This window comes from Clostridium collagenovorans DSM 3089, assembly GCF_900130005.1.
Taxonomy (GTDB): Bacteria; Bacillota; Clostridia; order Clostridiales; family Clostridiaceae; genus Clostridium_D; species Clostridium_D collagenovorans.
This window is the reverse complement of the sequence record NZ_FQXP01000016.1, coordinates 1-24326: the sequence shown is the minus strand read 5'-3', so window position 1 is coordinate 24326 and position 24326 is coordinate 1. Positions and strand designations below refer to the sequence as shown.

Sequence of the window (24326 nt, the reverse complement as noted above, 5' to 3'; positions counted from 1 at the left end):
ACCATATCAATTCCCAGAAAAATTAATACCATTATTAATTAATAACTGCTTAAGTCATAAGGACTTACCAGTATATGGGGATGGAATGAATATAAGAGACTGGCTATATGTTGAAGATCACTGTAAGGCAATCGATATGGTTATAAACGGTGGCAGATTAGGTGAAGTTTATAATGTAGGTGGTCATAATGAAAGAACTAATATTCAAATAGTTAAAAAGGTTATTTCTTATTTAAATGAAAATGTAGATAAGGAAGTAACAGAGAATCTTATAAAATATGTTGAAGACAGAAAAGGCCATGACAGAAGATATGGAATCGATCCTACTAAGATAAAAGATGAACTAGGATGGTATCCAGAGACTACTTTTGAAGTAGGGATTGAAAAGACTATAAAATGGTATTTAGATAATAAGGAATGGATGAACAATGTAACATCTGGAGATTATCAAAACTACTATAATACTATGTATAAATAATAAAAAGATAGAGGTTTTAGCCTCTATCTTTTTATTATTTATCTTCATAAATGCTATTTGATTTTTTCAGAATAATTTTCAATTTATGTTTAGTTATAAATTTATATTTTTCTATTATGAACTTTTTATTTTCATTTACAGCAAGTTTATAAAAATTCTTTGCATCAGTCTCATTTAATAAGTACTTTCTTTTAAAAATATTAAAATTGATTATGTCTAAAAATTTTCCTCTATTAAGGTTTTTATTTAATACATTAAGTTCATTAGTTAACATACGTTTAGAATTTTTGCACATATTATTGCCATGAACTCTAACATAACAACAGCTTTCATCTATATAGTTTATCAGTTTGTTATTATATGTTAAAGTTAACCAAAAATCCCAGTCTTCTAGACTTTTTAGAGTTTCATCAAAGCGAAATTCTGTATTTCTAATTAGTATAGAATGCACAGTAAAGAAATTAACATCAAGAAGTTTTTTATACATGTTGTCATCATAATGTATATCTAATACTTGAAAAATTTCATTTATTGAGTTTTTGAAATATTTACTTTTACAATAAACTCCAAAGATATTAGGGTTATTATTCAGATACATAACCTGACTAAATATTTTATTTTTGTCTAATAAGTCATCTGCATCTAAAAATTGAACAAACTCTCCTGTAGCTACATTTAAACCTGTATTTCGTGCACCAGGTAGTCCTTTATTACTTTGATAGATATAGTTTATTAAATTTTTATCAATATATGGAGTTAGTATTTGTTTAGTGTTATCGGTTGATCCATCATCAATTACTATAATTTCAATGTTTTTATAATCTTGATTAATACAGTTATCAATGGTTTGAGTAATAAATTTTTCACCGTTAAATGAAGGAATTATAATGCTTACTAAGCCTTTTTTATACATATTATATCACCTCTAAAAAGAATTGATAGAATTCTTTTTAGAATTCTATCAATCTATTAGTAATTATAAATTAATTTTTCCAACAACATTATTAGAATAATCTTTAATACCTTTTTTTATCATCTTAAGTTTATTAAACTTATTATCCTCGAAAATTAATATTTTTATAAGCTCATTTATAAATCTATGTTTATCTTCTTTTACCCAATTAGGAAAAAGAGTTTTGTATTCTTTCCATAAATAAAACCTATTTCTAGTTATATAGTACCTTCTTATATAAGAATGATTAGTAATAGTTAAAGCTTTGCTTAAAAAAGTGAGTTTTTTAGAATCACCTAAACTGTGTAATAAAATTGCATTACATACCAATAGGATTTTGTACCCTTTAGTGTTAATTCTTAGACAAAACTCATGATCAACAAAGTCAATAAATAAATCTTCTTTAAAAAAGCCAATATTTGAGAAAGTTGACTTTTTTATTAAATTACCAGAAGTAATTACTAAAAACTCATAAATTGATTCAGATTTTATAATATTATAAGAATCAATATATTTTTTTTCGATATATTTAGGTGCTATTAAAGCAATCCTTTCTTGATCCTTAATAGATAGTGCATAATATGAATTTAACATAGTTTCAATCATATTATTTGTGCAAATGCTATCTTGATCCAAGGTGAGAATCCAGTCAGCACCTTGACTTAGTGAATATTTCACACCTTGATTTAATGCCTTAGCAATCCCTAAATTAGAACTATTAAATAATATCTTTATTTTATAGCTTTCTTTTAAAGAATTCAAAAAAGATATATTATCGGATCCGTTATCTACAATTATAATGTCATTAACTTGATCTTTTAATGCCTTAATAGATGAAATTAATTCATCATCTGGATTATAAGTAACTATTACAGCATAAATAGTATTCATAATAATATTAGCCTCTTAATTCAAATGTATTTGTATATATAGTTTCAATTATTAATATAGATAATACTATGATAAAGAAACCATATAAACCTGCGAAATAAGGATTACTTACAGTAGATACAGCCATAGAAATAAATCCAATAACCCATCCTTTTAATAGAGTAGATTTTTCATCATCAAAACTTAACTTTCTAAAAGCTTTAAAAGCTCTGAAGAGAGCAAGTGAGAATACTCCAAATAAGTAAACAATACCTATAGCACCTGTTTTATAAACTAGTTCCACATAATATAACTCAAAGTTTCTGCCACCACGATCTGTTTCTTGATCATACTCAACTAAATCAGCACCGAAACCATGACCTTGAACAGGTTTTTCTTTAATTTTCGCAACTAAATGCTTTAATTGAGTACTTCTAACGCTGTTAGATGGTTCCGTATGAGTAAAGTCACTTATAGAATCAACTCTTCCTTGTAACTCAACTTTTTGCTCTTCTGGGAATATTATATAACTTGTACCCAAAACAACAACAACTAATATTAAGGATAAAAGAACACTTTTTATGTTTATTTTTGTTACAAATAAAATTGTACTAATGGCAACGATAATACCACCAATCCAATATCCCCTAGTACCAGTAGCAAAAATTCCTAAAGCTAAGATAGAAATTCCTATATTTTCATAACATACGTATTTTGGTGTTTTAAATGTAAGAAGTCTATAAAGTAATAATGATAAAGCAATTTGCATGAAAATACCATTTGGAAGATATACTCTTACAAACATATTTCCGTATAAGCTACCAGAAATTATACCATAATTAATGTAGTATTCTATGCTATTCATAACGCCTTCAAAGTGTACACCATTTTTAATTTGAAAATAGCTTGTTACAAATAATACTATAGCAATTAGTGCGATAAATATAGAACAACCTATAAAAAGATCTATTAAATTTTTTAATTTATCCATATCATCTCTTACACATAAGTAATAAAGTGCTAGATATAAAATTCCAAAATATACATTTATATCATCTAAGATAGCTAAAAGAGCATTGTTATTAAATAGACCTACTATAGTTCCATAAAGTGGATATATAAGTATTAATCCTATATATATTATGTATTTTTTTGGTATTACGATTTTATTAACAATAATAAAACATGCTAAAAATAAAATTGCAAAAGGAAAAATTAAATTTCTAATAGGAAGATAAAATAATTTTCCCGTACCACCTAAAATAAGTTCTAAAAAAACAAATGTGCTTATGATATTAAGTAATTTTTGTCCTTTATATTCATTTAAATTCATATTCTTACTCCTTTATTAAATTATTTAAATTATTTATATTTTCATCCTTTATTTTTGTAAAGAATAATTTTTTCTTGTTGATAAAAAGTTGCTTTGAATTAGTAGCTTCTTTCATATATTTAAATTTAAATCTCTCGAAGAATATTGAATATATAAAAATCTTAAAAAATCTAAAATATATTCTAAAACGATCACGTTTCCAACTACTAGGTGATTCATTTTTGTATAACATCCATATATGATTTCTAAGAGATATTCCACGTAAAAATTCAGATTGATCAGACCTATGTTTAATAACATTAAGTATGCCCTTTTTAGAACGTCCCATACCTCTTCCATGATAAGCAATAGCTTTAGGATAATACATGCATTTATATCCTAGAAGATTAATTCTCCAAGAAATATCTATATCTTCTTTATAACTAAAAAAATCTTCATCAAAAAATTCGTTATTAATACATAGCTCTTCTAAAACAGATTTTTTAAAAAAAGGTGCGGCTCCGCATACTCCGAATACTTGCTCAGTTTTTTCATACTGTCCATCATCCTTTTCGTTTTGTCCACGATCGATACAGTTTCTGTCTCTAAACATTATTATTCCTGCACTATCTATATAATTTAGCTTCTGATCTGCTTTAAAGTCATATTTAAGCAATTTTCCAGATACTGCTCCAATAGAACTGTCACTTTCTATATAATCAACTAAAAGTTTAATAAAATCGTTTTCCATTATAATATCAGGGTTTAAAATCATGATATATTCTCCAGTTGACTCTTTAATCCCTTGATTGGCAGCACCTGCATAACCATTATTCACAGAGTTATAGAATAACTTTATAAAATCGTAATTTTCATATAGCTCTTTAAAATACTCAAAAGAGCCGTCATGGGAACAGTTATCGATAAAAATAACTTCAAAATCTTTATAGCTTTGTGTCAATATAGAATCCATACATCTTTTAAGATAACTTTTATTATTCCAGTTAATAATAATTAAACTTACTTTTTTATTCATTTATACTCATCCTTTAATAAAACTATTAGTACGCATAAAATACTCAATCTACATTATACTTAAATTATGTCTTAAAATCTACAAAATAATTTATTAAAAATCCTTAAAGTGAGAAATAATTTAAATAATCCATAAAAATATATTAAGGTTAACATAATATTTACAAAAAATATATATTTAAATTAAAGATGTATAAAGAATTCATTGTATTGACGTTGTAATGAGCCAATGATATAATGAAAAATCGATGATATTGTATAAGTTACGGAATTAAATTAATATTTAATAGAGTTATATCTTCATAAAGGAGTGTTATATATGAAAGTTGGTTTTTTAATGAACGACGTATTTGGAAGAGGTGGAGTAGAAAGAGTTACATTTAAATTAGCCACTTATTTTGCTGAGATTTTAAATTATGATGTTGATATAATTTCTTACTTTGAATCTGAGGATAAGGAAATATATTTTAAGTATAGTTCCAAAGTTAATATAATATATTGTAAGAATAAAAATGAAGCTTTAAAAAGTTTTGGTAAAATAAAAAGATTTTATGAATTACAGAAAAATCTTGAAGAATTTATTAATGATAATGAGTATGATTGTATAATATCCTTATATACACATTTTAATATGAAGTTGGCATTAGCACGTAAAAAAATAAAGGCTAAAATAATAGGATGTGAACATGGTCAATATTATAGTACATCTAAAAAGACTAGGATACTGAGAAGAATTGTATATAAAAAATTAGATAATTTAGTAGTTTTGACAGATAGAGATAAAGAAATTTATGAGAAGTTTTGTAAAAGTGTAATTACTATTCCTAATCCATTAGTATTTGAAACAGATGAAAAGTCTACATTAATGGAAAAGAGAATAATTAATGTTGGAAGATTAACAGAAGAAAAAGGAGTACATTACTTATTAGAAGCATTTGCTAAAGTAAGCAATAAATTTCCAGAGTGGACACTTACTTTTGTAGGAAACGGAAATTATAAAGAGAATTTAATTGAAAGAGCTAAGGAATTAGAGGTTAATGGAAAAGTAGAAATACTACCTTTTACTACTGAGATAAAAGACTTATATTTAAAATCCTCTATATATGCAATGGCCTCAGAAACTGAAGCTTTTCCTATGACTTTATTAGAGGCTATGGAGTTAGGGGTCCCATGTATTTGTTTTGACTGCAGAACTGGTCCTAGAGAAATAGTAACTGATGGAGAAGATGGGTATATAATAGATATGTATAATCTAGAAAAGTTTTCTGAAAGACTTGAAAATTTAATGGAAAATGATACAATTAGATATGAATTTGGAATAAATGCTAAAAAAAATATTAATAGATACAGTAAAGAGAATATATTGGAAAAATGGAAGAAACTTTTAGAACAAGGTTAGGGGAGTTTTATGGAAAATCAAGAAACTTTAAGAACATGTCAGTTAGAGATGTTAGATATATTACAAGAGTTTTGTAGAATATGCGAAAAGCATAATTTAAAATATTGGTTAGATGCAGGTACTTTATTAGGTTCTATTAGACATAGAGGTTTCATACCTTGGGATGATGACATTGATGTAGGAATGTTAAGAGAAGACTATGAGAAGTTTTTAGAGGTTGCTGAAAATGAGTTGCAAGAACAATATCTTATACAAAAACCTTTTAGCAATGTAAATGCTTTTACTAAAATAAGAAAAAAGAACACTTTGATGCTTGAAAGATATGATGCAAATTATCATCAAGGAATATTTTTAGATATATTCCCTATGGATACATATAGTAAAAATAATTTTAAGTTTAAACTGTTTGAACGTAGATATCATTTAATGTATAAATTAATTTTATTTAAAGAACATAGTTTAAAAGAGTCCGGATTATCTATAAAAAATTTAATTAAATCTTGTATAAAGTTACCTTTACTTTTAGTTGGGGCATTAAATAGAGAAAACTTAGACAAGTATATAAAAATGAATAGTAAAAGAATAATAGAAGAAACAAAAAAGAATACTCCATTTAGAGTAGCGTATGGAGTTGAGATCTATGTGTTTCCAGAGGTACATAGGTATGAAGACATTTTCCCTTTAAGTACAGCAGAATTTGAAGGAGTTGAATTTACTATTCCTCATAATTATGATTCTTACTTAAAAGACTGCTATGGTGATACATATATGGAATTACCGCCAGAAGGGCAAAGAATATGGCATAATGAAAAAATATTATTAAATCTTACAGAAGAAGAAGAAGAAGAATTTAATATAAAAAATGATTTTGCTAAATTAAAATAATAATTGAAAAATTTATATTAGTAGGCTGTATGATGAATGTAGAAATTTACTTTTAATTTCTACATTCATCATACAGCCTATTTTTGTGAAAAATTGAAGGAAATATATAAATACTTAAAAAAAACTTTAATATTAAGTTCAAATATGCTAGAATTAAACGAGTTAGTTCAATTAATGAACAAAATAAAGGGTTAATTATACAAAATACTAGATATTTTGCTTAGAATAAAGGAGAAGTAACAATGAAGGATATTAAATCAGCAGTTATACTTGCAGCGGGTATGGGAACAAGACTTAGAGGGGTAACTAATAATATGATCCCTAAAGGCTTTTTAAAAATAGAAGATAAGGGATTAGTGGAAAGATCTATAGAAAATTTAAGAAGTGTTGGTATTAAAAAAATATATATAGCAACTGGGCACCTAAGTGAATTTTATGAAAACTTGGCTAAGAAAAATGATTTTATAGAAGTAAAAAAGAATGAGAATTTCGCTAATACAGGAAGTATGGCTTCTTTAGCTATATTTAAATCTATATTAAATGAGGATTTTTTACTTTTAGAGAGTGATTTGATATATGAAAAAAGAGCATTAATTGAGTGTATGAACTATTCAGGTAAGGATTGTGTTTTAGTTAGTGGTAAAACAAATTCAGGTGACGAGGTTTATATAGAGCTCAAAGAAGGAAGCCTACATAACGCATGTAAAGATAAAGCTAAGGTTGAATCAGTTTATGGAGAGTTAGTAGGTATATGCAAGATATCTAAGGAATTATTTGATACTATGGTAAGTCAATATGAAAATACATCAGTAGCACAATATCATTATGAAGATGCATTAGTAGATTCAGCTAAGACTATGAAGATAGGATGTCATAAAGTAGAGGATTTGATTTGGGCTGAAATAGATGATGAGAGCCATTTAAAGAGAGTTAAAAACGATATAATTCCTAAACTAAGAATCAAGAATGAAATATAGGTGAATATACAATGAAAAAAGTTTTAACAATAATTATAAGCTTAATTATGGCTTGTAGTCTTTTAGGTTGTAGTGGATCAAGTAAAAAGTCTATTACAGTATATACAGCTTTTGAAGAAGAATACATAGAGAAATATTTAAAGGATTTTAAAGAAAAGTATCCTGATATCGAAGTTAATTTAGTTAGAGACTCTGGTGGAGTTGTATCTTCAAAATTACTGATAGAAAGAGAAAATCCTAGAGCTGATGTAGTATGGGGAATTGCAGCAAGTAATATGGTATTTTTAGATAAATACAATATCTTTGAGCCTTACACAGTTCCTAACTTAGATCAATTTAATGAATCATTTTATGATAAGGTTAATGAAGAACCACATTGGGTAGCTAATAGTGGATGGATGAATGTATTTGCTGTAAATGAAAAGGAGCTATCAGATAAGGGGATAGAAACCCCTAAAAATTATGATGAGTTATTAAAAAGTGAGTTTATAAATTCATTAATAATGCCAAATCCAGCTTCTTCTGGTACGGGATATTTAATTATATCTGGGTTAATGGAGAAAATGGGAGAAGAAAAGGCATGGGAGTATTTAGATAGTCTAGATAAGAATATGAAAGAATACTCTCACTCAGGTACTGCACCAGTAAAACAAACTGCACAAGGAGAGTTTTTAGTTGGTATCGGAGCAGATTATACAGCTATACAAATGGAGAAAAAGGGCGAATGCATAAAAACTATTTTTCCTGAGGATGGTTCTGGATGGGATTTAGATGTTTCAGCTTTGATAAAGAAAGAAAATATCAAGGAAGAGGCAAAGATATTTTATGAATGGTGTTTATCTGAAGAAGTACTAAAAATGTATGCAGAAAATAGAACTTTAACTCCTCTTAAGGGTTACACAAGTGAGTTAGGTAAAGCTTATGCTGGAGATATTAATGAGCAAATGATTCCTTGTAACTTACCATGGGTATCAGAAAATAGAAATAGAATTTTAAAAGAATGGGAAAAAAGATATGGAGTAGGTGAATAGAGTGTCATATTTGAAGATTAAAGATATTAAAAAGAACTTTGGTAATACTGAGGTTCTTAAAGGTCTTAATATAGATATAAATAAAGGTGAGTTGGTTTGCTTTTTAGGTCCTAGTGGATGTGGAAAAACAACTTTACTTAGAATAATTGCTGGATTAGAATATAGTGATTCTGGTGAAATTGATTTAGAAGGAAAAGATTTATCATTTTTACATCCTTCTCAAAGAGGTATAGCAATGGTGTTTCAAAATTATGCTTTGTTTCCAAATATGAGCATATATAATAACGTTGCTTATGGCTTGAAGGGTAAAAAGATAAGTAAAAGAGAAATTGATCTTAGAGTTTTAGAAGTTTTAGATAAGGTTGGATTAAAAAGTATTAAGGATAAATATCCATCAGAAATTTCAGGTGGTCAACAACAGAGAGTAGCTTTAGCTAGGGCTATTGTATTAAAACCAGAAATATTACTTTTAGATGAGCCATTATCAGCTTTAGATGCTAAGGTAAGGGAGAATTTAAGAGAAGAAATTAAAATTCTACAAAGAGAACTTAATATAACTACTATTTTAGTTACACATGACCAAGAGGAAGCTCTTACTATGGCGGATAAAATAGTTGTCTTTAATGGTGGTAATGTAATGCAGATAGGGACACCAGAAGAAATATATTATACTCCAACCAATGACTTTGTAGCTGATTTCATAGGTAAGATTAACTTTGTAGAAAATATCCATGGAAATGTGGAATTCATAAGACCTGAATGTCTTAAAGTTAGTAAAGTAGAAAAGATAGGATATTTAAAGGCTACCATTGAAAATATTGAATTTAGAGGAAATATATACAGAGTATTAGTTACTCTTAATAAGGATTTGAGTAAAAAGCTTTATTTAGATATTTCTTTTAAGGAATTAAAGGATTTAGATTTAAAATTAAATGATAATATCTATATAGATTTAGGTAGTGTATTAGGAGTTAAGAAGTATGCGTAAAGATAAAGCTCAAAGAGTATTAAGTATAGCTGTAATATCATTCTTAATAGTATTTTTAGCTATACCGGTTTGTGGATTGCTTTTTAGGGCCTTTCAAAACTTTGATGGAAATTTCGTAGGAATAGAAAATTTTAAAGCTTATTTAGGTACTAGAGGATTTAAAATAACTCTAGGTAATAGTATGAAGGTTACTCTTACTGCTGTAGGAATATCTATGATTACAGCCTTTGTTTATGCTTATGGAGTCAATAAAAGCAATATAAAATGTAAAGGTGTATTTCATTGGATAGCGCTACTTCCTCTTTTTGCGCCTACAATGACTCATAGTATAGCTTTAATTTATTTATTTGGAACAAAGGGAATTATAACTAATCTATTAGGATTAAGCTTTGATATATATGGTTTTTGGGGAATTGTATTATCAGAAGCTTTATATGTATTTCCAGTTGTATATTTACTATTTAGCATGGGACTTAAGAATGGGGATAATAGATTATATGAAGCAGCTGAGATTATGGGTATAAGCTCTATGCGACAATTTTTTACTATAACAATACCTAATATGAAGTTTAGTATAATAACAGCATTTTTTTCATCATTTACTATGGCTTTTACAGATTTCGGTGCACCTAAGATTATAGGTGGAAGATTTAGTGTTTTAGCTACAGAGATATATAAAAAAATGTTAGGACAGCAAGACTTTGAAATGGGTGCTGTAATAGGTGTGATTTTAATAATACCCGCAGTAATTGCATTTATAGTAGATTATTACATAAGTAAAAATAACAAGATGGAGGCTGATTCAAAGGGTACTAAATATGTAATACAGCCTAATAAAAGTAGAGATATTATTTTTACAGTTTTTAATGTGATTATAGTGGTTTTTATACTTATGATTTTTGCTACAACAATATTATCTTCTTTTGTAGAAAGTTGGCCTTACAACATGAACTTAACTACAAAATGGTTTAATTTTAATGTGCTTGGAATGAGTGGTATTGAAATGTTTGGAAATAGTATTTTTGTGTCCATATTAACTGCAATTACAGGAACAATTTTAGCTTTTGTAGCTGCATATTTTTCAGAAAGAGGGAAAATATTTAAAAGTGGAAGTAAGTTAATTTATTTATTAGGTATTTTACCTAATGCAATACCAGGATTAACAATAGGTATTGCATATATGTTGTTTTTTAATAAAGCGGCAAATCCACTTAAATTTTTATATGGTACTTTTGCTATCCTAATTTTAGCTAATGTAATACATTTTTTCTCAACACCATTTTTAACTATAAGCAACGAACTCAAAACTATAGATAAGGAATATGAGAATGCTTCAGAAGTCATGGGGGTAAAGTGGAGTTATTTACTTAAAAATGTAATTATACCTTTAAGCTTACCAGCCATATTGGAGAGTTTTTCTTATTATTTTGTAAATTCTATGATGACAGTATCAGCTATAGTATTCTTATATATGCCCCATACAAGGGTAGCTACTATATCTATGATTAATAAGGTAGATACAGGAGAGATGGCAGCGGCTGCAGCAGTTGCAGTTATGATAATATTTACAAATGTTATTTTTAGGTTGGTTTTTGATAGGATAGTACTTAGGATTAAGAAAAAAAGGTTAAAATGTAGTAAAGTATGATAAAATCAAATTAATTATAAGACTATATAATAGCCTGTTGAATAAAAATATATTAAAATAAAGTTAGCTTAATAAAGCTAACTTTATTTTAATATAGGTGAATTATGAAGAGGTTTTTAGAAAAAAATATTTTATAATTATTGAAATATATTAAATTTATTTGGAGGAGTTATGGTTGAAAGAGAATTTAAGATTTTAATGCTATTAAATTATAATAATACTTTAAATCAAAGAGACTTATCTAAAGAATCGGGAATTTCATTAGGAAAGGTGAATGCTATAATAAAGAATCTTACTAAGTCTGGATATGTAAATAAGGATACTGTAAAAAACTCTACTAGATATATAGTTACGGAGTTAGGATTAAGTAAATTAGATGAAAAACTGAATGAAGATAAAAATACTAGATTAAATATTCATCAGGAAAAAAATTATAATGTAAAAAGTGCTGTTATTTTAGCAGCTGGAAAAAATGAAGATTTCGAGAAACCTGTTAGTATGCTTGATATAGAAGATTTTATAATAATTGATAGAACTGTAGAGATTTTAAGAAAAAATAATATAGAAAAGATAGTAATTATAGCGGGCTATAAATCGGAGTATTTTGAGGATCACTTTAAGAATGATAATGATATATGTATAGTTAAAAATAAGGATTATATATGGACGGGAACTATGTATTCTTTAGCAAGTGCAAAAGAATATGTAGATGATGATTTTATTCTCTTAGAAAGTGACTTAGTATTTGAAGAAAGAGCTATAAAAGAAATTTGTGATTATTCTCAAAGGGATTGTATAATACTTACTAAGGAAAGTGGAACCGATGACGAGGCCTTTGTTGAAATAAGAGACGAGTATTTATTTAAGATATCTAAGGATATTCATCAATTAAATAGTATAGATGGTGAATTTGTAGGTATTACTAAAATTTCATTGAAGTTGTATGAAATGATGCTAAATGAATTTGCTAACAATAAAAATCCATATATTAACTATGAGTATACTTTGCTAGATGTAGCTAGAAATTATAGTATAGGATATATTAGAATTGATGACTTAGCTTGGGGAGAAATAGATACTTTAAGTCAATACAATAAAGTTAGTAAAAATATATTTCCTAAAATAAGAAGACGTGCTTTAAGCTAAACTGTTAGATAGTTATCAATAGTTAAGCTTAAATAGACCATATATATTTCAGTGGAGCAATATAAAAGTATATTTACTGAATTTTAAAATGTATGTGAATATAGATAAACTTATTTAATCTAGGATAATATATAGTTTCGTAAAATATATATTATTATCTTAGTAAATATATGATATGATATTAATAAATCTATGTTATGAATGGAGTGTTTTACAATGAAAATATTAATTACTGGTGCTAATGGTCAGCTTGGCACACAAATTAAAAATATAATCAATAATGGTAAATCTGAAATAGGTAATATTCCTGAAACTGTTAAAAGTGCAGAGATCTTTGGAGTAGATATTGATGTTTTAGATATAACAGATTTAAAAGCTGTAAAAGAATATGTACATAGCATTAAGCCAGATGTAATAATAAACTCAGCAGCATATACTAATGTAGACGCTTGTGAAGAAAATAAGGATTTAGCTTTTAAGGTAAATACATTAGGAGCTAGAAACCTAGCTATAGCTTCAGAGGAAGTAGGAGCTAAACTTATACATGTGTCAACTGACTATGTATTTAGTGGAGAGGGAACAGAGGCCTTAAAAGAATATGATATAACTGGACCAGTAAGTGTTTATGGAACTACAAAATTAATGGGAGAGGATTATGTACGTGATTTTTCTTCTAGATATTTTATAGTTAGAACAGCTTGGTTATATGGATATAATGGAAAAAACTTTGTATATACTATTATGAAGGCTGCTAAGGAAAGAGGTAGTTTAACTGTAGTTAATGATCAAAAGGGAAATCCTACTAATGCAGAGGATTTAGCTCATCATATTTTAAAGTTAATTCCAACAGAAGAATATGGAGTATATCATTGCACAGGTACAGGAGAATGTACTTGGTATGATTTTGCATGTAAGATAGTTGAGTTTGCAAATATTGATTGTACTGTAGCACCTGTAACTTCAGAGGAATTTAATAGAGCAGCTAAAAGACCAACATTTTCGTCTCTAGATAATATGATGCTTAGAAATACTGTGGGAGATGAAATGAGACCATGGGAAGAAGCATTAAAGATGTTTATTGATAATGTAAAATAAAATTTAAAATGTATTGTATTATAAGGGGGATGAATTGTATACACAGTTCATCACCTTTTTTGCATAATGAAAGTAATTTTTAACATAAGACAATCTATATAATTAAACTTTAAGTGAGGTAAATGATAATATATTTTTATATTATATATCAAATATGTAAGCTTGAATTATGATTATAAATATGTATTTGTGTACTTGGTTTTAAAAATGATAAGTTTAAATTTAATATGAGGAATCTTGTTTTTTAAAAATGCAATATATAAAAAGTTCTTAATAATTAAAAAAAATAAGGGTAATATTAAAAATAGTTTACTTAAGGTTAAATTTATGTTAACATATTATTTGTTCATAAAATGAACAAAGTTGGGGGAGGTCAAATATATGCTAGATATAAATATAAGTATGCTTAGGATAATAAATGATAATAATAAAATTACTCAAAGGGCATTATCAACGGAATTAAATATTTCTTTAGGAAAAGTAAACTATTTACTAAAGGAACTTATAAATAAAAAATACATATTAAGGTTTGAAGAAAATAGAAATGATGTTACATATAAAATTACAAGTTCAGGAATTGAATTTTTAGAAAATAGCTTGAATGAAGTAAAGGAGACTAAGTTAATTATAGAAGGTCAATTAGGCGAAAATATTGAGGAAGCAGTTATATTAGCAGCAGGAAAAGGTCATGGAGTAGATATTCCTATTGGATTTTTAGAAATAGATAATACAACAGTTATTGAACGAAATATAAATATTCTATTGGAAAATGGAATTAAAAATATAGTGATAATAACTGGCTATAAAAATGATTTGTATAATGAGTTATCAGAAAAATATAAGGAAGTAGAGTGTATTTGTAATAGTGAGTATATGAGAACAGGCACAATGACTTCATTAGCTTTGGCAAAAGGAAGTATAAGTAAGGATTTTATTTTAATAGAATCTGATTTGGTTTTTGAAGGCAGGTCAATAACTCAATTGTTAGAAAATAAAGAAAGAAATTGCATAGTTATAACCAATGAAAGTGGTTCAGGAGATGAGGCTTTTGTTGAAATAAGAAATGAGCAAGTTTTCAAAATGTCTAAGGATATTCATCAATTTAGTAAAATTGATGGTGAAATGGTTGGAATAAGTAAAATATCTCAAAAATTATTTTATCTTATGTTAAAGGAATTTGAAAATCATGTAAATCCATATACTAATTATGAGTATACAATGCTAGATGTGGGAAGAAATTATAAAATAGGATATGAAAAAATAGGGGACTTAGTTTGGGGAGAAATTGATAACCTAGAGCAATATGAAAAGGTTCAAAAGAATATAATACCTCTTATAAGAAGAAGAGAGATATCTTACAAAAGAGAGGAAGTAAAAAGGTTTATAGTAAATGCCTTAGGAAAATCTAAAGATGATATAACAGAAATAGCTCCTATAGGTGGAATGACTAACAAAAATTATAAAGTAAAAGTAAATGATGAATATTACGTAATTAGAATACCAGGTATTGGGACAACATCTATGATTAATAGAAAAGATGAATGTTTAAACTCACAATTAGTTGATGCTATTAATGTAGATGCTAAAATACTTTATTTAGATGAAAATACTGGTGGGAAAATATCACAGTTCATAAAAGGCGCAGAAACTTTAAATCCAACAATTGCTAAGAAAAAAGAGAATATGAAATTAGTGTGTGAATTGCTAAGAAAATTACATGATTCAGATTTAGAAATGCAAAATAGTTTTAATGTTTTTGATAAAATAGAGGATTATGAATTTATATGTAAAAGTTGCAATGGAGAATTTTACGAAGATTATTACGATGTAAAAAAAGAGGTTTTATCTTTAGAAAATGTGCTTGTAGAAAGTGGACTAACTATAAGACCATGTCATAACGATACTGTTGCTGAAAATTTTATTAAAGATTCAGATGGGAAAATGTATCTTATAGACTGGGAATATAGTGGGTTAAACGATCCTATGTGGGATATTGCAGCTCATTGTATAGAGTGTGATTTTTCAGAGGATCAAGAGGCAATGTTTTTAGAAGTATACTTTGAAAGAGAAGCAATGCATGAAGAAAAAATAAGAATATTGATATATAAAATATGCCAGGATTTCTTATGGAGTACTTGGACAATAATAAAGGAGGCGCAAGGAGATAACTTCGGAACCTACGGAGAAGATAGATATAAAAGAGGAAAAGAAAATTTAAAGAGGTTGCAAAAATTAATAGGTTAAGAGGGGAAATTGCTATGTGGAAACATTATGATGGATATGGAAGTGGAATTATATCGGGTATAGCGTGGGGAGCAGATACCGTGCTAGTGGGAATAATACTATCACTAGGAAAATTTACGGCTAATGATCAAGTAATATTTTTAGCACCATTTATTAGTACATTCTTACATGATTTTTTTTCAACTATATGGATGCTAATATATATGGCGCTTAATAAGCAAATTGCACCATTGATTAAATCACTTAATACCCCTAGTGTAAAGTATGTTGTTATAGCATCAATATTAGGTGGTCCAGTTGGTATGACTGCATATTTGCTTTCAGTAAAATACTTAGGTGTATCTTATACAGCTATTATATCAGCCCTATATCCAGCTGTAGGTGCAGTTTTAGCTGCTGTATTTTTAAAAGAAAGACTTAAGGGAAAAGGTTACATAGGCTTAGCTATAAGCATACTAGGTATTGCTATATTAGGAATAGGGGATAAAGCTAATATAGTGAGTAAAGTTGGGTTTTTATTTGCTTCTTTATGTGTCATAGGTTGGGGAAGTGAATCAGTTATATGTTCATATGGAATGAAGGATGAGGAAGTAAGTCCTAAGCAAGCCTTGCAAATTCGTCAATTTGTATCAGCGGTTACATATGGATTTTTAATAATACCAGTTGTAAAGGGATTTACTCTTACCTTGGACGTTATACAAAGTCCTATAATTGCCATAATATTAATAAATGCACTTATGGGTACAATATCATATGTTTGCTATTATACAGCTATACATAAATTAGGATCCGTGAAAGCAATGGGACTTAATATAACTTATGTAGTATGGGCTATGATTTTTGATAGATTTATAATAGGAACTCCAATAGATATGAAGATGATTATATGTGCTATTATGGTAATGGTTGGTTCATTTATTGTAGCAACATCTCCTAAATACATACCTAACGATTATAAAGTTTACAAGAAAGAATTAGTCAATAATATTAATTAACATATATAGTAGAAAAAATATTTAAGCTTTATATGAAGTTAATTTTAAACAAGAAAATATATTTATTTGAAAAGAAATAGGCAGTCTTAAAATTTAGACTGCCTATTTTATAAATATATCATAATTTCATCTTTTTAATATAATGTAATAATAAGTTAATTAGAGGTGAAATAATTGAAAAGAGATGTATTACAAAAGATTCTAAATACAGCTCCTCAAATAGATGTTGAATATAATTCTAAAATAGTTTTTATAAGTGATTGTCATAGAGGTGATGGAACTTGGAAAGATAATTTGATTGCTAATACAAATGTATATATGGGAGCATTAAAATATTATTATAGGAATGGATTTACCCATATAGAGCTAGGAGACGGAGATGAACTTTGGAAGGTTCCTAAAATAGAAGATATATATGAGATTTATCCACAGGTCTTTCAATTACTTTTAAAATTCAAAGAGGAAAATAGATATTGTATGATTTATGGTAATCATGATGAGATTAAGAAAAAGCGAAAGTTTCAAAAACATATAGACAAGTTTGAGTTTGATAATGAAAGAGAAATATTATATAAGTTCTTTAATGATTTACCAATATATGAAGGAGTAATTTTAAATTATAAACCAAGTGGTAGAAGAATATTAGCAGTTCATGGTCATCAGTTTGACTTTTTTAATTATAGATTAAGAGGAGTATCGCAATTCTTAGTAAGATATTTTTGGAGTTTTATGGAGCAAATTTTTGGATTCAAGGATCCTACAAGTCCGGCTAAGAGTAGTGCTAGAAGAGAAGTTTTAGACATAAAAATTCAAAGGTGGTGTGAAAGAAATAATCAACCACTAATAGCTGGACATACTCACAGACCAATAATGCCTAAAAGAAAAGGTTCTATGTATTTTAATGATGGTTGTTGTGTTCACCCATACTCTATAAGTTGTATTGAAATTGAAAAGGGAAAGATTTCTTTAGTCAAGTGGAGAATAAGTACTATGGAAAGCGGAATTCTTAGTGTTGATAGACAAATCTTAGATGGTCCTATTAATATAAGTGCCTTATAAATTATCGGAATTAAAAAAGAATAAAGCTAGATCTTTTGAGCAAACTGAGTATAAGGTAGATTTAATTAAAGAAAGTTAAGTATTCTTAAATAAGATTTTTCAATACTTAAAGGAGGATATATTGTATGAAGAACAAAAGTAATTCTGGAAGAGACGATATGATGAATAAATTAGGAAATGAAATGAATAAGCTTGGAAATGAAATGATAGATGGAGCAAAGGAAATTGGTCATGACGTAGCTAAAGGTGCAAAAATGGTAGCAATGGATGCTGAAAGCTTAGGCAAAAGTATGGTTAAGGAAGTAAAGTCAGCTAAAGATAAGTTTATGAATAAAAAATAATTTTAAAGATAAGGGACTATCATACAAGGTAATCCCTTATTCAAATTACAAATGGCATTTTATAATAAACTATAAAGTTATATCAAATGTTAAGTAAGTTACTTAAAGAATTAAATTAGTTTTAAGCTACATAAAAAGATATATTAGAGGTGTTTATTTATACTAAAGGTTTAAAACCTTATTAGGAGGTGCACCTAGTAAATAATATAATTTTATTTATTAGTTATTATGAATGAATTAGAAAAGGTATACAGCAAGCATCCAGTACTGCTGGGTTTAATAATATTTTTTCTTATATCCTTAGTATTAAATCTCATTACATTTCCATTTTTAAGAGGATATATTAATGATATGTTTCACGTCTATACAGTAATAGTACCTTATGAGATTTTTATAATAAAAATTGGAAATTATGGAGCTTATTTAATTTCTATAATTATATCAATGGCAATTGTAGTTGACAGTATAGTAGGAATGATAATATCTAGTATAATAAATAAGTTTACTCATAGCTTTAAAATGTACAAAATTTGGATGGGGATTTTTATATTCGTACATTTTTTTATAATATGCTTTCAATTTTTACTTTTAGTTTAAATCTCAGTTTTATAAATAATTAAGCCATAAATAATTATACTATCTTAATTATTTATGGCTTAATTTATATAAGTATTAATTTTCTAAGGAACATAAGTAATTAGAAATTACAATGCTATTTAATAAGTCTAATCTAACATAGGGATTATCTAAATCAATCATTAGTATGTTTTTAATTTTATTGAGTCTATAAATTAAAGTATTACGGTGTATAAACATAACTTGAGAGGTTTTTAATAAATTACAATTATTAAGTAAATACTCTCTTAAAGTTTGCAATAAATTTGTATTATTGTCTTTGTCATAGTCAATTAGGTTTCCAAGTACATCATTGTGATATTTACGTATTTCATCTATATTATCAATTTCAAATAATAAACGATAAATGCCCAAGTTAGAGTAGTTTATAATTCTATCTTTAAGTCCACCTTTTTTATAAAGTTTAAGAGATTTTAAGGCTTCTTCATAGCTTTTCTTTACTTTACATAAATTTTTATAAATGCATCCTATGCTTAAATATATATCAGAATTCTTGTGCTTTTGAGCAAGGAGATCGTATATAGCATAAAGATACTTAATACTTTCTAAAGCTTTCCCATTACTTTCCGTTGAAATAAAACATATAATATTATCTCCATGTATTAAAGAAAGACTTTCTATATTATTTTCTTTACATAAGTTAGCTACTGAGTTTTGAATGTTATCTATAGAAAAAGCTAAGTCATTTTTCATTTTCGGAGATACTTCATTTAAATTCTTATTTATATTAAAGATACTTATAAAAAAATAATCTTTTATATTAATGTTATATAGTTTAGCTAAATGCTCAATATTATCTTCTTCACCAAGGTCTGAAAATAGAAGTTTACCTAAAAAACTAGTTTCCATTTTTTGTTTTGATTCTTTAGAAATTATAAAATTACAAATTTCTTTAGTAACATCTATTAACTTTATATTAAAGGGCATTTGAAAAAGGGGTAAAGAGGATTTATTGGCCATATCAACAACTTCCTTAGGAATATGCTTTATGTATTCAGGACCAGTTAAAAGAACTAAACCTGAAAGATTTTTTAATAAGCATTGTTTACAAAGGTCTATAAGATTCTGAGTTTCAAGATTCATTCCTATTCCAGTTATAAATAAAAGCTCTCCACCATGAACCCATTGAGTAATATCTGTACTTTGTCCAACATAAGGCCAGGTAACAGTTCTATGTAAGCCATTTTCTCCAGCCATTAATTTAATGTTTTTAAAGGCATTAAGAGTTAATAAATCTTCACATTTAACAATCATAGGTATCATCCTTTCAGCTAAATTTCTGATACTAGATATAATTTAACAATTGAAATCCTAGTATTTAATTCATTATATCATAAAGAAAGTAATTAAGTTTCCATATTTATGCAGAAAAGTTAATAATAATAAGGCTATTTAAAAAAATCTTAAAGTTTGTTCTTTTAAGTTCTTTAAAATAGCCTAAATTATTTTAGTTATAGTTTTAAAAAATTATTATTTGAATCTATTTTTTCTGGTATACGATTAAATAGGGTTTCACCTTTTCTCACAGAGGAAAGAACTGAAACTCTATCACAAATAGCTTGGAACTCAGTTTCGGCATTGAGAACAATAAAGTTAGCATCATTATTAATTTCTATACCATATTCATTCTCTATATTTAAGGTTTTAGCACCATTTACAGTAATAAAATCTAAGGCCATATCAATTTCTTCAAAGCTCATCATTTGACATATATGCAAACCAAAATCTAATATATTCATAAGATTACCTGAACCAAGAGGATACCATGGATCAGACATGGAGTCCTGTGCGAAGCAAACATTTATACCGGCATCATGAAGTTCCTTTACTCTAGTTACACCTCTGCGTTTAGGGTAATTATCAAATCTACCTTGTAGGTGTATATTTTCTGTTGGGCAAGAAATAAAGTTTAAGTTACATTGTTTTAAAAGTTTAAATAATTTATAAGTATATGCATTGTTATAGGAATGCATTGCACAGGTATGGCTAGCTGTAACCTTAGGACCTATGCCTTCTATATATGCATGAGCAGCTAAAACTTCTAAGAATCTAGATTGTTCATCATCTGTTTCATCACAATGTACATCCACAAGCTTATTATATTTACAAGCAAGTTCAATTGTTTTTTTTACTGATTTTTCTCCGAACTCTCTAGTGAATTCAAAATGAGGAATGGCGCCAACGACATCCGCGCCCATTTTTAAAGCTTCCTCAACTAATAAATCACCATTTTTGTAAGCATACATACCTTCTTGAGGAAAGGCAATTATTTGCATAGTTACAAGATCAGAGAACTCTTCTTTAAGTTCTAGCATAGCTTTAAGTGAAGTTAAGTTTGGATCTGTAACATCTACATGAGTTCTTATATATTGAATTCCACTTAAAATTTGCTTTTGTAAGGCTTTCTTAGCACGTGTTTTTACATCTTCAATTGTTAAATTAGATTTAGTATCAGACCAACGTTGAATACCTTCAAATAATGTTCCAGTATCATTAATAGCTCCAGGAACATTTGCAGTGTAAACATAGTCAAGATGAATATGTGGTTCAACATAAGGTGGTATTGTAAGTTTGCCCTTAAGGTCTACTATAGTCATATTTGATGTTTTTTCTATTGTAGAAATAAGATTTGGCTCAATTTTTTTGAATACCCCATCTTCTACTAATATATCTTGAAGTTCCTTTTTATTTTTAAGTCTAGCATTAATAAAAAGTGTAGTTTTCATTTCTCAGGACTCCTTTTCACGTTAAATATATTAATTTATGCAATTTAGTATTTTTATAATCTCTTGGGATTAAAGAGATAAGTTATTTTAGATTAAAGCTTTATAAGTTATAGAACAAGGATGACTTAACTATAAGTTATAAATATTTAATTAGTGAAATAATATCATAGTACGTAATAAGTAGTCATTATACTTATTACACAATAATTAATGGGGAATATTATGTACAATTAGTACAAAAAATAACTTTAAAATTATATTTATTGTACGATGAATCAAAGGTATAATTAAGTTATTATTTATTTAAGAAAATAGTACTTAATATATGGTTAATGTATTACTAGAGAATAGAGGAGAATTTAAGATGAGCTTTTTAATGGATCATATGACATGGATGGAATTTAATGAAAAGAAAGAAGAATCAGTTGTTATACTACCAATAGGATCAACAGAGCAACATGGACCACATTTACCATTATCAGTGGATACTGTTATAGCAAAGGAGTTTTCCATAGCTTTAGCAAAACAAATAAACGGTATGGTAGCGCCAACTCTTTCATATGGATATAAATCACAACCACTAAGTGGGGGAGGTCCTTTATTTCCTGGGACAATAGATTTAAATGGAGAAACCCTTATAAAATTAGTAGAAGATATATTATGTGAGCTTGTTAAAGACGGTGTAAAGAAGATATTAGTACTTAATGCGCATTTTGAAAATGAAGCCTTTGTATTAGAGGCTATAGATCTTGTATCCAATAAATATAAGGATAAGGTTACTATAGTAGAAACAAATTGGTGGGACCCAATGCCAGAGGATGTTATAGATAAGGTTTTTGATGAAGTAAAATTCCCAGGATGGGCCTTTGAACATGCAGCAATAACAGAAACATCTCTTATGCTATATTTTGCAGAAGAATTAGTTCATATGGATAGAATGGTTGATACAAAAGGGGCAACACCTTGTGCTTATCATAAATATCCTATAGAAAAATCAACTATACCAGAAAGTGGAGTTTTAGCAACAGCAAGAACATCTACAGCGGAAAAAGGAAAGATAATAGTTGATAGTGTTTTAAAAGAATTAGTATCTATAGTAAATGAAGCTTTTTAAAGTGAAAAATATATAATTTACTATTGAGAGTATATAGTATATAAAATAAATCACAATTAACTTTATAAATTTTTAATTATAAAGAGTTTATAAGCTGTGAATTATAAAGTATTTTTAGCATTATAAAGCATATAAAATATTAGATTTTAAATAAGGTAGCTAATAATAATTAATATATTAGTTATCTTATTTTTTTACAAAAAATTATACAGAATAGTATTCTAAATATATGTATTTAAGAAAATAAATACATTAAACACCATAAAAATAGTAGAAAAATATGATACAATATTCTATGGGTGAAAAGTTAAGGAGGTATTTTTATGGGAGAAAATATAAAGAGTCAATATATAAGAAGTATAGAATTAAAAAGTGAAGAAATATCTTCTTTTAATAAATACCCATTTTCAATACCTGTAATTAAGAATATAGGTAATTTAGAGTTTCATCCTGAGGTTACTTTTATTATTGGAGAAAATGGAAGTGGAAAGTCTACAATCTTAGAAGCAATAGCAATTGCTTATGGATTTAATGCAGAGGGTGGAACGAAGAACTTTAATTTTGCATCTAAAACAACTCATTCAGATTTGCACCAGTATATAAGAATAATTAAGGGCGTAAATATAGCTAAAAGTGGCTTCTTTTTTAGAGCAGAAAGTTTTTACAATGTAGCTACCAATATAGAAGAGCTGGATCTTGAATCACTGGGAAATAGAATTATAGACTCTTATGGAGGAGTATCTTTACATGAGCAGTCACATGGAGAGTCTTTTTTATCCTTAATATCAAATAGATTCACTGAAAGTGGAATTTACATTTTAGATGAACCAGAGGCTTCATTGTCTCCATTTAAACAAATTAACATAATTAAAAAAATAAATGAACTAGCTAAAAATGGATGTCAATTTATAATAGCAACACATTCACCAATTATAATGGCTTATACAAATTCTATTATATATGAAATAAATGGAGAGAAAATAAAAAAAGTAGATTATGAAAATACTCAACATTATAAGGTAATGAGTTCATTCTTTAAAAACAAGGATAAAATATTAAATATAATATTAAATAACTAATTGAAAAGGCTAAAGAGATTCTGTTAAGCTGATATGAAAAAATAGCTTAATATTTCGTAGAATTACTCGCACCTTGAAAATTATATAAGTTTGGATAATTTATTGCGTAGCAAATAGACCTACAATAAAATGGATTTTTGTAGGCTAATCAAAGATATTAAACTAATATTATGCTGCAACAAACCAAGAGTATTTATTTAAATCACTAACTGTAAGACCAGATACCTCCGCAGGAGTACAATTATTCAAGGAACCATGAGGTCTTATAAAGTTGTAGTGAAATATAAAAACTGAAATTAAGTTATTAGCTTTTTCA

General features: G+C 27.2%; 21 protein-coding genes and 1 pseudogene. 15 read left to right on the top strand and 7 right to left on the bottom strand.

The window, feature by feature from the left end:
* The coding region (locus tag BUA48_RS14625; protein WP_143147733.1) for a dTDP-glucose 4,6-dehydratase at positions 1-478 on the top strand (478 nt) is incomplete at its 5' end.
* 34 nt (positions 479-512) lie between these two features.
* Here the strand turns inward: BUA48_RS14625 and BUA48_RS14620 are convergent.
* The 4 genes from BUA48_RS14620 to BUA48_RS14605 form a co-directional block, all read right to left on the bottom strand.
* Entirely contained in the window at positions 513-1391 is an 879-nt protein-coding gene (locus BUA48_RS14620; RefSeq protein ID WP_072832804.1) for a glycosyltransferase family 2 protein, read from the bottom strand.
* A gap of 63 nt (positions 1392-1454) precedes the next feature.
* Positions 1455-2321, bottom strand: a complete 867-nt coding sequence (locus tag BUA48_RS14615) for a glycosyltransferase family 2 protein (RefSeq protein ID WP_072832803.1) — start codon at positions 2319-2321, stop codon at positions 1455-1457.
* Between the two features lie 7 nt (positions 2322-2328).
* The gene (locus BUA48_RS14610; RefSeq protein WP_072832802.1) at positions 2329-3633 is read right to left on the bottom strand and encodes an O-antigen ligase family protein; all 1305 of its coding nucleotides are present in this window, start codon (positions 3631-3633) and stop codon (positions 2329-2331) included.
* A gap of 4 nt (positions 3634-3637) precedes the next feature.
* Positions 3638-4648, bottom strand: a complete 1011-nt coding sequence (locus tag BUA48_RS14605; protein ID WP_072832801.1) for a glycosyltransferase family 2 protein — start codon at positions 4646-4648, stop codon at positions 3638-3640.
* Between the two features lie 318 nt (positions 4649-4966).
* On the opposite strand from BUA48_RS14605, the gene BUA48_RS14600 reads away from it, so the two are divergent.
* The 12 genes from BUA48_RS14600 (at position 4967) to BUA48_RS14545 (ending at position 18455) form a co-directional block, all read left to right on the top strand.
* A complete protein-coding gene (locus tag BUA48_RS14600) occupies positions 4967-6046 on the top strand; it encodes a glycosyltransferase family 4 protein (protein WP_072832800.1) in 1080 nt (359 codons plus the stop codon).
* A 9-nt stretch (positions 6047-6055) separates the two neighbouring features.
* The gene (locus BUA48_RS14595) at positions 6056-6931 is read left to right on the top strand and encodes a LicD family protein (protein ID WP_072832799.1); all 876 of its coding nucleotides are present in this window, start codon (positions 6056-6058) and stop codon (positions 6929-6931) included.
* A 242-nt stretch (positions 6932-7173) separates the two neighbouring features.
* Positions 7174-7908: a phosphocholine cytidylyltransferase family protein gene (locus BUA48_RS14590; RefSeq protein WP_072832798.1), complete on the top strand. Its 735-nt coding sequence runs from the start codon at positions 7174-7176 to the stop codon at positions 7906-7908.
* Positions 7909-7919: 11 nt separating this feature from the next.
* Entirely contained in the window at positions 7920-8939 is a 1020-nt protein-coding gene (locus BUA48_RS14585) for an extracellular solute-binding protein (protein ID WP_072832797.1), read from the top strand.
* 1 nt (position 8940) lies between these two features.
* Positions 8941-9927 (top strand): ABC transporter ATP-binding protein, encoded by a 987-nt coding sequence (locus tag BUA48_RS14580; RefSeq protein WP_084666384.1) that lies wholly within the window; start codon positions 8941-8943, stop codon positions 9925-9927.
* Positions 9920-11575, top strand: a complete 1656-nt coding sequence (locus BUA48_RS14575) for a putative 2-aminoethylphosphonate ABC transporter permease subunit (protein WP_072832795.1) — start codon at positions 9920-9922, stop codon at positions 11573-11575. The genes BUA48_RS14580 and BUA48_RS14575 overlap by 8 nt, the downstream gene beginning before the upstream one ends.
* A 171-nt stretch (positions 11576-11746) precedes the next feature.
* The gene (locus BUA48_RS14570; RefSeq protein ID WP_072832794.1) at positions 11747-12721 is read left to right on the top strand and encodes a winged helix-turn-helix transcriptional regulator; all 975 of its coding nucleotides are present in this window, start codon (positions 11747-11749) and stop codon (positions 12719-12721) included.
* A 216-nt stretch (positions 12722-12937) separates the two neighbouring features.
* Positions 12938-13816 (top strand): dTDP-4-dehydrorhamnose reductase, encoded by an 879-nt coding sequence (gene rfbD, locus BUA48_RS14565; RefSeq protein WP_072832793.1) that lies wholly within the window; start codon positions 12938-12940, stop codon positions 13814-13816.
* Between the two features lie 381 nt (positions 13817-14197).
* Positions 14198-16060 (top strand): phosphotransferase, encoded by a 1863-nt coding sequence (locus BUA48_RS14560; protein WP_072832792.1) that lies wholly within the window; start codon positions 14198-14200, stop codon positions 16058-16060.
* 14 nt (positions 16061-16074) lie between these two features.
* Positions 16075-17055 carry a DMT family transporter gene (locus BUA48_RS14555; protein WP_072832791.1) on the top strand — a complete coding sequence of 327 codons (981 nt, stop codon included), beginning with the start codon at positions 16075-16077 and terminating at the stop codon, positions 17053-17055.
* A gap of 174 nt (positions 17056-17229) precedes the next feature.
* On the top strand, positions 17230-18114 hold the full coding sequence (locus BUA48_RS14550) for a metallophosphoesterase (protein WP_072832790.1): 885 nt from the start codon (positions 17230-17232) through the stop codon (positions 18112-18114).
* A 125-nt stretch (positions 18115-18239) separates the two neighbouring features.
* Entirely contained in the window at positions 18240-18455 is a 216-nt protein-coding gene (locus BUA48_RS14545; RefSeq protein WP_072832789.1) for a hypothetical protein, read from the top strand.
* A gap of 672 nt (positions 18456-19127) precedes the next feature.
* Here the strand turns inward: BUA48_RS14545 and BUA48_RS14535 are convergent.
* Together BUA48_RS14535 and codA are read right to left on the bottom strand one after the other, a co-directional pair.
* Positions 19128-20345: a PucR family transcriptional regulator gene (locus BUA48_RS14535; protein ID WP_072832787.1), complete on the bottom strand. Its 1218-nt coding sequence runs from the start codon at positions 20343-20345 to the stop codon at positions 19128-19130.
* A 197-nt stretch (positions 20346-20542) separates the two neighbouring features.
* The gene (gene codA / locus BUA48_RS14530) at positions 20543-21817 is read right to left on the bottom strand and encodes a cytosine deaminase (RefSeq protein WP_072832786.1); all 1275 of its coding nucleotides are present in this window, start codon (positions 21815-21817) and stop codon (positions 20543-20545) included.
* A 364-nt stretch (positions 21818-22181) separates the two neighbouring features.
* On the opposite strand from codA, the gene BUA48_RS14525 reads away from it, so the two are divergent.
* Together BUA48_RS14525 and BUA48_RS14520 are read left to right on the top strand one after the other, a co-directional pair.
* Positions 22182-22931 carry a creatininase gene (locus BUA48_RS14525; protein WP_207647626.1) on the top strand — a complete coding sequence of 250 codons (750 nt, stop codon included), beginning with the start codon at positions 22182-22184 and terminating at the stop codon, positions 22929-22931.
* Positions 22932-23254: 323 nt separating this feature from the next.
* Positions 23255-24010: an AAA family ATPase gene (locus BUA48_RS14520; protein WP_072832785.1), complete on the top strand. Its 756-nt coding sequence runs from the start codon at positions 23255-23257 to the stop codon at positions 24008-24010.
* 168 nt (positions 24011-24178) lie between these two features.
* On the opposite strand, the pseudogene BUA48_RS15420 reads toward BUA48_RS14520, so the two are convergent.
* Positions 24179-24326: pseudogene (locus BUA48_RS15420) on the bottom strand (integrase core domain-containing protein); the annotation flags it as partial.